8 protein-coding genes and 1 pseudogene are annotated in these 12476 nt (G+C 71.9%); 6 read left to right on the top strand and 3 right to left on the bottom strand.

Going from position 1 to position 12476, the window contains the following annotated elements; all coding sequences use genetic code 11:
• Positions 1-196: 196 nt before the first annotated feature.
• The 6 genes and pseudogenes from ACH4FH_RS24475 (at position 197) to def (ending at position 6771) form a co-directional block, all read left to right on the top strand.
• Complete coding sequence (locus ACH4FH_RS24475) at positions 197-901, top strand: sigma-70 family RNA polymerase sigma factor (RefSeq protein ID WP_398558007.1); 705 nt, start codon at positions 197-199, stop codon at positions 899-901.
• The gene (gene rsrA / locus ACH4FH_RS24470) at positions 898-1299 is read left to right on the top strand and encodes a mycothiol system anti-sigma-R factor (RefSeq protein ID WP_398558006.1); all 402 of its coding nucleotides are present in this window, start codon (positions 898-900) and stop codon (positions 1297-1299) included. The genes ACH4FH_RS24475 and rsrA overlap by 4 nt, the downstream gene beginning before the upstream one ends.
• 156 nt (positions 1300-1455) lie before the next feature.
• Positions 1456-2820: pseudogene (locus tag ACH4FH_RS24465) on the top strand (HD-GYP domain-containing protein); the annotation flags it as partial.
• A gap of 395 nt (positions 2821-3215) precedes the next feature.
• Positions 3216-4457: an HD-GYP domain-containing protein gene (locus ACH4FH_RS24460; RefSeq protein ID WP_398558065.1), complete on the top strand. Its 1242-nt coding sequence runs from the start codon at positions 3216-3218 to the stop codon at positions 4455-4457.
• A gap of 599 nt (positions 4458-5056) precedes the next feature.
• Complete coding sequence (locus ACH4FH_RS24455; protein WP_398558005.1) at positions 5057-6058, top strand: tetratricopeptide repeat protein; 1002 nt, start codon at positions 5057-5059, stop codon at positions 6056-6058.
• Positions 6059-6126: 68 nt separating this feature from the next.
• A complete protein-coding gene (gene def / locus ACH4FH_RS24450) occupies positions 6127-6771 on the top strand; it encodes a peptide deformylase (protein ID WP_398558004.1) in 645 nt (214 codons plus the stop codon).
• Positions 6772-6844: 73 nt separating this feature from the next.
• Here the strand turns inward: def and ACH4FH_RS24445 are convergent, their stop codons facing one another.
• The 3 genes from ACH4FH_RS24445 to ACH4FH_RS24435 form a co-directional block, all read right to left on the bottom strand.
• On the bottom strand, positions 6845-8782 hold the full coding sequence (locus tag ACH4FH_RS24445; RefSeq protein WP_398558064.1) for a transglycosylase domain-containing protein: 1938 nt from the start codon (positions 8780-8782) through the stop codon (positions 6845-6847).
• A 118-nt stretch (positions 8783-8900) separates the two neighbouring features.
• Positions 8901-9953, bottom strand: coding sequence for a ribonucleotide-diphosphate reductase subunit beta (locus tag ACH4FH_RS24440; RefSeq protein ID WP_398558003.1), 1053 nt, complete (start codon positions 9951-9953; stop codon positions 8901-8903).
• The gene (locus ACH4FH_RS24435) at positions 9953-12397 is read right to left on the bottom strand and encodes a ribonucleoside-diphosphate reductase subunit alpha (protein ID WP_398558002.1); all 2445 of its coding nucleotides are present in this window, start codon (positions 12395-12397) and stop codon (positions 9953-9955) included. Before ACH4FH_RS24435 ends, ACH4FH_RS24440 begins: the two co-directional genes overlap by 1 nt.
• Positions 12398-12476 lie beyond the last annotated feature (79 nt).

Genomic DNA, 12476 nt, shown 5'->3' with positions numbered 1-12476 from the left:
GAGTACCACCTGAAGCTCGAGGAATGGAGTCCGCCGCATGGGAATCGCTTGCCCGGCCCGCCCGGTCGCTGACCTGCAGTGGTCGCAGATGCAGGTGACGCAGCCCGCCGCGGCTGGAGCGGCGGCGGCACCTGATCGTCGTCTATTCTCCGAATCGAGTGGGTCCGCATCCGGATCCGTCACGGTGTTGGAGGAGGTGGGTCCGTTCACTGGGACCGACGCAGGGACCGACGGCACGGCTGAGGACAAGGCTGCGAGCCGGAAGGAGAGCGACGCCGAGCGCAACGCGCGCTTCGAGCGGGACGCGCTCACCTTCCTGGACCAGATGTACTCCGCCGCGCTGCGCATGACGCGCAATCCGGCCGACGCGGAGGACCTGGTGCAGGAGACGTACGCGAAGGCGTACGCGTCCTTCCACCAGTTCCGGGAGGGCACCAACCTCAAGGCGTGGCTGTACCGCATCCTGACGAACACGTTCATCAACTCCTACCGCAAGAAGCAGCGGGAGCCGCAGCGCAGCGCCGCCGAGGAGATCGAGGACTGGCAGCTCGCGCGTGCCGAGTCGCACATGTCCACCGGACTGCGCTCGGCCGAGTCCCAGGCGCTCGATCACCTGCCGGACTCGGACGTCAAGGCCGCTCTGCAGGAGATTCCCGAGGAGTTCCGCATCGCGGTCTATCTCGCGGATGTCGAGGGCTTTGCGTACAAGGAGATCGCGGACATCATGGGGACGCCCATCGGCACGGTGATGTCGCGTCTGCACCGCGGCCGGCGCCAACTGCGCGGCATGCTGGAGGATTACGCCCGTGAGCGCGGGCTGGTCCCGGCGGGGGCCGCGGCCGCGGATGCGCAGGCCACGCCGACGTCGGGGTCGCACGACCGGAAAGGCTCGGGATCATGAGCTGCGGAGAGCCGCACGAGAAGGACTGCTCAGAGGTTCTTGATCACCTCTACGAGTATCTCGACAGGGAGATGCCCGCCGGGGAGTGCGCGGAGTTCCAGGTGCACCTCGACGAATGCTCGCCGTGCCTGGAGAAGTACGGCTTGGAGCAGGCCGTCAAGAAGCTCGTCAAGCGCTGCTGCGGCCATGACGACGTCCCCACCGACCTGCGTTCCAAGGTCATGGGCCGGATCGACCTGATCCGGGCCGGGGAGACCGTGCCCGAGCTGAGCGTGCTGGAGCAGGCCAAGCACGAGCAGGCCCAGCGGGAGCAGGCGGACGCCGAGGCGACCGACGCGGGCGGTTCGGCCGGCGCCGACCCGGGCGATGCACGAGCCGAAGCCGCGCGGGCCGAATAAGGCGGCGCGTCACCCTAAGGGGTGAGGGGCGGGGCGATTCGTCCCGCCCGATCCGCTAACGCCCCCTCTCCGGGGCCGCAGCCCCTCTATTCTCACCGAATTCCTCGCGCCGCGGATGCGGCAGCGGGGCGAGCGGTGGGCGTGGGAGGAGGCGCGATGCGGGGACTTCCGCTGGCCGCGCGGTGGTACATCGGATGCGCCGCGGTGGCGGCGGCACTGTGCCTCATCCCCGCGATAGGTCTCGGCGTCGCCGACTGGGCTGGGGCCCTCGCCCTGGCCGCCCTCTACGCACTGTGCGAACAGCTGCGCAAAGGACCGATGTCGGGCAGTCGGGGGCCTCTCGGCGTGGGCTCGTTCTTCCCCGTCCTGCTGGCCGGTGTCTTCCTCCTCCCGCCGGCGCCGGCCGGGCTGGTGGCCGTACCCGGCGCTCTCCTCGCACAGGCCGAGGTGCGCTGGACCGGCGCCCGCAAGGTGTGGCACGCCGCGCAGCTCGCGCTGGCCTGCTGCGCCGCCTCCCGGGTCTTCGACGCGATCAGCCACCGCCCGCTGTCCGCACCGGAGTTCCCCGTCCTGCTGGTCCCCGGGGCGGCGGCCGCGGTCACCTTCTGCGTGGTGCTGGCAGCGCTCGACGGCGGGGTGCTGGTCGCCGCCGAACGGCACCCGGTGCGCACCGCCTGGCGCGGTCTGCTGACCCGGTCCTTGGGGCCGCACCTCGTCCACGGTCTCGCCGGGCTGATGATGGCGGTGCTGTGGCGCAGTTCCTACGGGCCGCTCGCGGCGCTGCTGGTGCTGCTGCCGATGTACATCTCGTGCTGGATCTTCGCCCAGTACCACCAGGAACGTGCCGCCCACCAGGCCACCATCCGCGCCCTCGTCCAGGCGGTGGACATCAAGGACCGCTACACCCGCGGGCACAGCGAGCGGGTCGGCCGCGCGTCGGTGATGATCGCCCGGGAACTCGGCATGGCGGAGGACCGGCTGGAGGCGCTGCGGTTCGCCGGCATCCTGCACGACGTCGGCAAACTCGGCGTCCCCACCCGTCTGTTGCGCAAGGACGGGCCGCTGACCCCGGAGGAGCGCCGTGTCATCGAACTGCACCCGGAGTACGGGCACGAGATCGTGCGCGGCATCGGATTCCTGGGCGAGGCGCGGGCCGCGATCCTGCACCATCACGAGCGGCTGGACGGCCGCGGCTATCCCTACGGCCTGTCCGGTCACCACATTCCCGAGTTCGCCCGGGTGGTGGCGGTCGCCGACGCCTTCGACGCGATGACCTCCACCCGCTCCTACCGCCGGGCCCGGCCGGTGCCCACCGCGGTGGCCGAGCTGCGCAAGTGCGCCGGTGCGCAGTTCGATCCGCGGATGGTCCGGGCGCTCGCGGCGGCTCTGGAGCGGTACGGCTGGCACCCGGACCTGGTGACGGCGGCGGACGCGGATCCCGTGACGGTGGTGCCCCCGGTCGTGACGGTGGACGCCGGCGCCGGGGCGGCGGTGCTCGCGGGGGAGCGGGGCGCCGCGCAGGCGGGGAGAGGAAACGTCCCGCCTCCGGGTCGGGACGGAGCGGTGGAGGGCCGGCCTGCGGGTGCGCGGGCGGCCGGTGCGGACACGGACCGGCCGGTCGCCGGGCGGGCAGGCCCCGCCGGCGGCAGTGACCCCGGTGGTGACGCGGGCGGCGCCGACGAGGGGGAGCCGGGGCGTACGGCGGTCGGTTCCGCGCGCAGGTCCGGACGGGCCGGACGGCCCTGGCGGGACGGCGGGCGGTGAGCGGCGGGCCGCAGGCGCCCCGCGGCGCGAGACGCAGGGCGCACGGCGCGCACGCACGCGGCACGGTCGCCGATGCGGCGGTCGGCCGGGTGGACGGCCACCTCACCGGCCAGGGGCACGGCAAGCCCGCCCGCCACGCGTACGGCGTCGTCATCGGTGTCCACGGCGCCGCTGCCGCGCTGGCGTGCTGGGCACTCGGCCGGACGCTGTGGGAGGGACTGGGGGAGCCCGGGGTCGCGCTGGCCTTCGGCGTCCTGATCGCGGTCGGCGAGCTCGTGCGCTGGGGGCCGGCGCGGACCGGCGGACGCGGCCGGGGGCCCGGCGAGCGGGAGAGCGCACCGCTCGGCGCGGCCGGCGCCCTCGCCTACGCGCTGCTGGGCGAGGTCGGCGGACAGCCGAGCACCCACGGCGTCCCGCAGACCGTCACGGTGGTCGTGGCGGCCGGGCTGGTGGGGCTCGTCCCGCACCTCGCGCTCGGCCGTGGCCCGGCACTCGACCATCTCGCCCGCCGCGTCCTGACCGTCGGCTTCGCCGCCACCTGCTTCCAACCGCTCTACAACACCGGCCGGTTGACGGAATGGGTGGCGAAGGGGCCGGTCTACCCGCTGTTCCTAATCGGACTGCTGGCGCTGACCGCGCTCTGCGACGCGGTACTGGCCGCCGCGCTGGCCCGTGCCAGGACCGGCTGGCCGTACGGGCCGCTGCTGCGCGACGAGTTGCGCGCGCTGATCGGTATCGGCTCGGCCATCTGCGCCACCGGAGTGGTCATCTCGCTCGCCACCGCGGTCGCCGGGCTGTGGGCGCTGCCGGTCTTCTGCGTGCCGCTGCTGCTGACCCAGTTCGCCTTCCGCCGGTTCGCGGCCGTACGGACCACCTACCGGCAGACCATCGCCTCGCTGGCCCGCTCCACCGAGATCGCCGGCTACACCCCGCACGGCCACGCCCGCCGGGTGGCGGCGCTCAGCCGTGCCGTGGGGCGTGAACTGGGCCTGCGCGAGCCGGATTTGGACGTGCTCGAATACGCCGCCCTGATGCATGACATCGGCCAGCTCTCGCTGCTGGACCCGGTGCCCGCCGGCGCGACCGCGCCGCTGCCGCCCGCCGAGCAGCGCCGGATCGCGCTGCTGGGCGGTGCCGTCGTGCGGCAGACCGGGGTGCCCGCGGAGGTCGCGGTGATCGTCGAGCGGCAGGCGGATCCGTACCGGGACCAGCCGGTCACCGCCCGTATCGTCCGCACGGTCAACGCCTACGACGACCTGGCGGGGGAGTCCGCGGGCCCTGGGGGCGCGCTGCGCGCCCTGGAGCGACTGAGGCTGGCCACCGCACATGACCACGAACCCCGGGTCGTCGAGGCGCTCGCGCGGGTCCTCGCGCGCGGTGGCCGGACGGTGTGAGGGCCGGTCCGGGGTCGGAGCCCAGCAGGCGCGGGAAGTGCGTGCGGGGCATGTTCGCCGGAGGCGCAACCGGGCGACCGCGGCTGTCCGCGGCCCTCCGGGCGGGTCCGGGCCTCCGGTCGCGGAGGTGCCATCGGGCGGCTCCCCGCGTATGAGGCGGAGCGTGCCGACCGGTCGGGGAAGCCGTCGGGTGGCGGTGGAGGGCGGCCAGGGGGCATGCAGGCCGCGCCTTGCCCGGGAAGCGGTCCCCGGGGCCCGGGGCGGCGCCCCAGCGGCTCACGGGCGCCCGGACGCCGGCAAGGCGCCTGGACGGCCGCTGAAGGCACATATCAGCCCTCTCGGGCCCGGTTACTCACCCATGTCATGGAACCCATGGGTAATGAGCGCCCCGCGAGATGGGCATGGTTGGATGCGAAGGGAGCCCCTCACAGGGGGTTCAGGGGGTCGGCCGAGGGCAAGGAGCCGCAGGGGGGCGCAGCAGAACCGGGCTGAGCCGGACGGCAATCTGTGGCAGGTTGTCGAGTAGGCCCCCAGATGGCCCGGCAGTCGCTCGGAACACCTCCGGCAGCGGCATCAAGAGCAACCAGCAGGCGGGAATCGTGAGGATCTTCGGCAAGGTACGGCACCGGCCCTCCGCCTCGTGGCGGCAGGCGACCGACCGCGCTTTCACGCTGATCGGCGACGGCCGTTACGAGGACGCGGGGGCGCTGCTGACGCGTGCCGCCGATATGGAGCCGTGGCTCTCGGAGTCCTGGTTCAACCTCGCCCTGCTGCACAAGTTCCGGCACGACTGGGAGCAGGCCAGGGCCGCCGGACTGCGCGCGGTCGCGCTGCTCGACCGCGAGACCGGGGCGCCCGACTGGTGGAACGTCGGCATCGCCGCCACCGCCCTGCAGGACTGGCCGCTGGCCCGCCGCGCCTGGCAGGCATACGGCCTCAAGGTGCCCACCGAGGGCTCGCCCTCCGCGGAGCCGACCGGGATGGCCCTGGGAAGCGCCGCCGTACGCCTCTCGCCCGAGGGCGAGGCGGAGGTGGTCTGGGGCCGCCGGCTGGACCCGGCCCGTATCGAGGTGCTGTCGATCCCGCTGCCGTCCTCCGGGCGGCGCTGGGGCGAGGTCGTGCTGCACGACGGCGTCCCGCACGGCGAGCGGATCACCGCCGCCGGCGCCGACGGCGGCACGAGGGCCTTCCCGGTCTTCGACGAGATCGAGCTGTGGGCGCCGTCCCCCGTCCCGACCTGGGTGGTGCTGCTGGAGGCGGCCACCGAGGACGACCGGGACGCCCTGGAGCGCCTGGCGGCCGACGCGGGCTTTGCCGCGGAGGACTGGTCGTCGTCCGTGCGGCTGCTGTGCCGTACGTGCTCGGAGAGCCGGATGCCCAGCGACGAGGGCGACGGCGAGCACATGGACCCGCACGACCACAGTGAGCCGGGCCATCCCGGCCCGCTCGGGCACCGTACGGCGGGGTCGGGCTCCCTGTGGGTGCCGGAGCGCGAGTGCGGTATCGCCGCACCCTCCGCGCTGGTGCGCGGACTGCTGGACGGCTGGGTCGCCGACAGCCCGGACACCCGGGAATGGCGGGATCTCGAAGAGGTCTGCTGAGCGCCCGGTCGTGCCCCCGTAGTCTGTAGGGCGACTAATCAGGGTTTTCAGGAAGGCGTACGGCGGAAATGGCCCAGCAGCCTGTGTTTGATCAAAACGGTGAGCAGCGCGTGGACGATGAGTTCATCGACGACACGACGGACGCGGCGCAGCGGGAGGCCGCCCACCGCGAGCGCGGCACGTCGCGGCCCATCACGGTCGTCGGCAACCCGGTGCTCCACAAGGAGTGCAAGGACGTCACGGAGTTCGGCGACGAACTCGGCCGACTCATCGATGACATGTTCGCCAGCCAGCGGACCGCCGAGGGTGTGGGCCTGGCCGCGAACCAGATCGGTGTGGACCTGAAGGTCTTCGTCTACGACTGCCTCGACGACTCCGGTGTGCGGCACGTCGGCGCGATCTGCAACCCCGTCCTCGACGAGGTGCCGGTCGAGCAGCGGGTGCTGGACGACTCCGGCGAGGGCTGCCTGTCGGTGCCGGGCGCGTACGCCGAGCTGGCCCGTCCCGACTACGCCGTGGTGCGGGGCCAGGACGCCGAGGGCAACCCGGTCGCGATCCGGGGCACCGGCTACTTCGCGCGCTGCCTCCAGCACGAGACCGACCACCTCTACGGCTACCTCTACATCGACCGGCTCTCCAAGCGGGACCGCAAGGACGCGCTGAAGCAGATGGCCGAGCAAGAGCCGCGCTACCCGGTCGTCGCCAACGACTGAGCGCCGTCGCGCAGGTGCGCCGGGCGCCCCGGTGGGCCTGCGAGACCGTGCGGGGCTGCGGGGGCGCGGCGGGTCATGAGGCGTCCTGGTAGGCCGTCCAGACCCGCGGCGGGAGGTCCGTGCCCAGCCCGGTCACGGAGCCGCCCACGCCCTGCATCGGCAGCAGCTCCGGCGCTCCCGGCTTGTTGCGGAAGACGGTGATGGCGGTGGTCGGCTCGCTGCCGTCACCGGCTCCGGGCGCGCGGTCGGGCCGGATCCCGGGCACCGCGCCGCCCCCGGCGCCCGCCGCGGTGCCGATGAACCACGCCGACTTCATCCGGTCGCCGGGCTCCGTGCCGGCGGCCGCGACCGGCCGGTAGCGCTGCCGCCCGCCGGTGCCGTCCGGCCCCAGGGTGCGCCAACCCCAGCCTTCCAGGGCGCCGGTCACCTGCTGGGCGACGCCGGACGTGAGGACCTGCTCGGGCGCCGGCCGGCCGAAGCCGTCGACCGGCCTGCCGTTGCGGGTGACCCGGGAGACCGCGTACGGGTCGGTATGCCGGCCGTCGTTGGCGAAGGTGGTGTACGCGCTCGCCAGCCGGATCGCGCTCGGAGCCGAGGTGCCCAGCGGGAAGGTCGGCTCCAGGCGCGCCAGGCTCTCCTTGTGCAGGCCCGCGGCCAGCGCGAGATGGCGGATCCGCGCCAGCCCGATGCGCTGCCCGGCCTGTACGAATGGCGGGTTCTCGCCTTCCATCAGGGCCCCGAAGAGATCTTCGGCGACGGGGTGGGTCTCCCGGCCCACCGGCATCGGCTTCGTGGCGGCCTCCTCGGCCTGCTGCAGCAGCGCGGCGGCGAGGACGAACGGTTTGAAGGCCGATCCTGCCGGGACGGCCGAGGTGTCCGCGTTGTTGCTGAAGTGCCGGGTGGCGTCCGTGCCGCCGTAGAGGGCGACGATCGCGCCGTCGCGCGGGCGGACCGATGCCGCGCCGAATTCCACGAAGGTGTCGGCGGCCCGCTTCTTCGGATCGAGGTCGCGCTTGCGCACCGTGGTGACCGCCTTTTCCAGCCGGCGGGTGCGCTGTTTGTCGAAAGTGGTGTAAATGCGGTAGCCGCCGCGCGCCAGGTCCTTGTCGGTCAGACCGCTGCCGCTCTTGATGAACTTGTTGGCGACATCGACCAGATAGCCGGTCTGCCCGGCCTGACTGGTGGGTTTCTCCAACGCCCGTGGTTCCGGGAAGACCCGGTATTTCGCCCGCTCGGCCGCGCTCATGGCGCCGGTGTCGACCTGCCGGTCCAGAATCCACTTCCAGCGTGCCACCGCCCGCTCGTGGGACGCCTTGCCCAGGCCCGGATCGTACTGCTCCGCGCCCTTCAACAAGGCGGCCAGCAGGGCGGCCTGACCGGGATTGAGCCGCTGTGCGTCGATGCCGTAATACGCGTGCGCGGCGGCCTGGATTCCGTACGAACCGCGCCCGAACCAGCTGGTGTTGAGGTAACCGCGGAGAATCTCCTGCTTGGACTTCTGGTTGTTCACCTTCAAGGAGATGATGAATTCCTTGACCTTGCGGGTGACCGTCTGGTCCTGCGAGAGATAGGTGTTCTTCACGTATTGCTGGGTGATGGTGGAGCCGCCCTGCGCCTCCTCGCCGGAGACCATGTTCACGACGGCGCGGGCGATGCCCTGCAACGAGACGCCCGAGTCGCTGTAGAAGGTGGCGTTCTCCGCCGAGATGACGGCGCTCTCGACGGAGTCGGGCACCTTGTCGAGCGAGATGTTCTGCCGGTTGACGGGCCCGACGCTCACCATCTGGCTGCCGTCCGCCCAGTAGTAGACGGTGGCTTCCCGGCCGGCCAGCGCGTTCTCGTTCGGGATGCCGACGTTGACGTAGACGAGCGCGAACAGTCCGGCGAGGACCGCGATGCCGGCCCCGAAGGTGCCGGCCACCAGACGCCAGGAGGGCAGCCAGCGGCGCGGCCCCTCCCGCCCCAGGCGCGGATAGTCGATGAACCGGCGACGCCCCTTCGTTCCCTTCATGCTCCCGTAGACGAGGCGGGAGGCGGACGGGTTTGCCATCTAACCGAATGCTCACAATCGGCGGGACGGCAGATGGGACGAAGGGGCGTCGCGGCAGGATTCGCGGTGAACGCGGCGGTCAGAAGTCGTCGTCGAAGGAGACCGAGCCCTCGACGGCGACCTGGTAGGCCGAGGCCCGGCGCTCGAAGAAGTTCGTCAGCTCCTGGACGTTCTGCAACTCCATGAAGGAGAACGGGTTCTCCGAGCCGTACACGGGCGGGAAGCCCAGACGCTGCAACCGCTGGTCGGCGACGCACTGGAGGTACTCGCGCATCGACTCGGTGTTCATGCCCGGCAGGCCCTCGCCGCACAGGTCACGGCCGAACTGCAGCTCCGCCTCCACGGCTTCCTTGAGCATCTCGACGACTTGCTGCTCCAGCTGGTCGTCGAAGAGGTCGGGCTCCTCCTGGCGGACGGTGTCCACCACCGAGAACGCGAACTCCATGTGCATGGACTCGTCGCGGAACACCCAGTTGGTGCCGGTGGCCAGGCCGTGCAGCAGGCCGCGCGAGCGGAACCAGTAGACGTAGGCGAAGGCGCCGTAGAAGAACAGGCCCTCGATGCAGGCCGCGAAGCAGATCAGGTTGAGCAGGAAGCGGCGCCGGTCGGCCCTGGACTCCAGCCGGTCGATGCTCTCGACCGAGTCCATCCATTTGAAGCAGAACTCGGCCTTCTCGCGGATGGACGGGATGTTCTCCACGGCCGCGAAGGCGGCGGCGCGGTCGTCCGGGTCGGGCAGGTAGGTGTCCAGCAGCGTCAGATAGAACTGGACGTGCACCGCCTCCTCGAACAGCTGACGGCTCAGGTACAGCCGCGCCTCGGGGGAGTTGATGTGCTTGTAGAGCGTCAGGACCAGGTTGTTGGACACGATCGAGTCGCCGGTCGCGAAGAACGCGACCAGTCGGCCGATCATGTGCTGCTCGCCCGGCGAGAGCTTGGCGAGGTCGGTGACGTCGGAGTGGAGGTCGACCTCCTCCACCGTCCAGGTGTTCTTGATCGCGTCGCGGTAGCGGTCGTAGAAGTCGGGGTACCGCATGGGTCGCAGCGTCAGTTCGAAGCCCGGGTCCAGGAGGTTCTTGGTACCGGTGGTGGCCGTGTGTGCCGCGGATGCTGTGGTGGCTTCGGTGGTCATTACTGGCAGGCCTCGCAGGACTCGGGGTTTTCCAGGGAGCAGGCGACCGCGTCGGGGTCGGTGGCCTGCTGGGGGACGGTGGCGGGGGCCGCGGCCGCCGTGCCGCGCGCCGACTGCGCGATCCGCGTCGCCGGGCGGGAGCGCAGGTAGTACGTGGTCTTGATGCCGCGTTTCCAGGCGTAGGCGTACATCGAGCTGAGCTTGCCGATGGTCGGTGACGCCATGAAGAGGTTCAGCGACTGGCTCTGGTCGAGGTACGGAGTACGGGCCGCGGCCATGTCGATCAGCGCGCGCTGCGGGACCTCCCAGGCGGTGCGGTACAGCGCCCGGACCTCCTCGGGAATCCACTCGACGTCCTGCACACTGCCGTTGGCCTCGCGCAGGGCGTCGCGGGTCCGCGCGTCCCACAGCCCCAGCGCCTTGAGCTCCTCGATCAGATAGGCGTTGACCTGGAGGAACTCGCCGGACAGCGTCTCGCGCTTGAAGAGGTTGGAGACCTGCGGCTCGATGCACTCGTACACGCCCGCGATCGAGGCGATCGTCGCGGTCGGCGCGATCGCCAGCAGAAGCGAGTTCCGCATTCCGGTCGCCGCGATCCGGGTCCGCAGCGCCGCCCAGCGGTCCGCCCAGCGGGGCTCGGCGTTGGGGTAGTGGTCGGGGTGCAGCACCCCGCGGGCGGTGCGGGTGGAGGACCAGGCAGGGTGCGGGCCGCGCCGCTCCGCCAGGTCGGCGGACGCCTCGTACGCGGCGAGCATGATCCGCTCGGAGATCCGGGTCGACAGCTCCCGCGCCTCGGCCGAGTCGAACGGCAGCCGCAGCCGGAAGAAGACGTCCTGCAGGCCCATCAGGCCCAGACCGACCGGCCGCCAGCGGGAGTTGGAGGCGCCGGCCTGCTCGGTCGGGTAGAAGTTGATGTCCACGACGCGGTCGAGGAAGGTGACGGCGGTGCGGACCGTCGCGTCCAGCCGCTCCCAGTCCATCGCTTCCTCCCAGCCGGCGGCCTCGTCGCCCAGATGCGCGGCGAGGTTGACCGACCCGAGGTTGCAGACCGCGGTTTCCCCGTCGTCCGTGACCTCCAGGATCTCGGTGCACAGGTTTGACGAGTGCACGACCTTGCCGGGCTCGGCGGTCTGGTTGGCGGTGCGGTTGGCGGCGTCCTTGAACGTCATCCAGCCGTTGCCGGTCTGCGCCAGGGTGCGCATCATCCGCGAGTACAGCAGCCGGGCCGGGATCTGCTTGAGCGCCCTGCCCTCGGCCTCGGCCCTGCGGTAGGCGGCGTCGAACTCGTCGCCCCACAGGTCCACCAGCTCCGGCGCGTCCGACGGCGAGAACAGCGACCAGTCGGCGTCCGCCTCGACGCGGCGCATGAACTCGTCCGGGATCCAGTGCGCGATGTTCAGGTTGTGCGTACGGCGGGCCTCCTCGCCGGTGTTGTCGCGCAGCTCCAGGAACTCCTCGATGTCGGCGTGCCAGGTCTCCAGGTAGACGCAGGCGGCGCCCTTGCGGCGGCCGCCCTGGTTCACCGCCGCGACCGAGGCGTCCAGGGTGCGCAGGAACGGCACGATGCCGTTCGAGTGGCCGTTGGTGCCCCGGATCAGCGACCCCCGTGCGCGGATCCGGGAGTAGGAAAGACCGATGCCGCCGGCGTGCTTGGAGAGCCGGGCGACCTGGTGGTAGCGGTCGTAGATCGAGTCGAGTTCGTCCAGCGGGGAGTCCAGCAGATAGCACGAGGACATCTGCGGGTGGCGGGTGCCGGAGTTGAACAGGGTGGGGGAGGACGGCAGATAGGACAGTGAGCTGGTGAGGCGGTACAGCTCGGCGACGTCGTCCAGCGCGGCCGTGGAGTCGTTCTCGGCGAGACCGCAGGCCACCCGGAGCAGGAAGTGCTGTGGTGTCTCGATGACCTGACGGGTGGTGGGGTGCCGCAGGAGGTAGCGGGAGTGCAGGGTGCGCAGGCCGAAGTAGCCGAAGCGGTCGTCGGCGCCGTCGGCGAGGGCCTTGTCGACGGAGGCGTCCAGGCGGGCGGCGTGGGTGCGGACGAACGCGGCGGTGGCGTCGGCGATCAGACCTTCGCGGTGACCGACCTCCACCGAGGCGGAGAACGCGGTGGCGCCCTGGCCCGCGGCCTCCTCCGCGATGGCGAGGGTGAGCAGCCGCGCCGCGAGCCGGGAGTACTGCGGCTCGTCACCGATCAGACCGGCCGCGGCCTCGATCGCGAGTGAGCGCAACTCGGCCTCGTCGGAGCCCGCGTGGCGGCCGCGGAGGGCGGCGGCGGCCACCTTGCCGGGGTCGGTCGCGGTCAGGTCCTCGGTCAGCTCGGTCAGGGTGCGCAGCAGGGCCACACCGGGGCCGTCCTCGGCACGGCCGTCCCGGTCGGCGGGGGCGGGCGGCGCGGACTGCACGACCTCGGCGTCTGACGCGGGCTCCGTTGGCGCGATGGTCACGTGATGCTCTCCCTCACTCGGCGGGGGCCAGGAGGGAGGGGCGCGACGGGCGCGCGCGGGCATGCGGCACCCCGGAATG

It is taken from the genome of Streptomyces sp. NPDC017993 (genome assembly GCF_044328065.1).
Lineage (GTDB): Bacteria > Actinomycetota > Actinomycetes > Streptomycetales > Streptomycetaceae > Streptomyces.
Note: the sequence above shows the minus strand (reverse complement) of the source record. Positions and strands in the feature narration are given on the sequence as shown.

Bases quoted from the DNA above. Each gene is read 5' to 3' on its own strand.
- rsrA (WP_398558006.1), top strand. From the start codon at position 898: ATGAGCTGCGGAGAGCCGCACGAGAAGGACTGCTCAGAGGTTCTTGAT.
- def (WP_398558004.1), top strand. From the start codon at position 6,127: ATGGCCCAGCAGCCTGTGTTTGATCAAAACGGTGAGCAGCGCGTGGAC.
- ACH4FH_RS24445 (WP_398558064.1), bottom strand. From the start codon at position 8,782: ATGAAGGGAACGAAGGGGCGTCGCCGGTTCATCGACTATCCGCGCCTG.
- ACH4FH_RS24440 (WP_398558003.1), bottom strand. From the start codon at position 9,953: ATGACCACCGAAGCCACCACAGCATCCGCGGCACACACGGCCACCACC.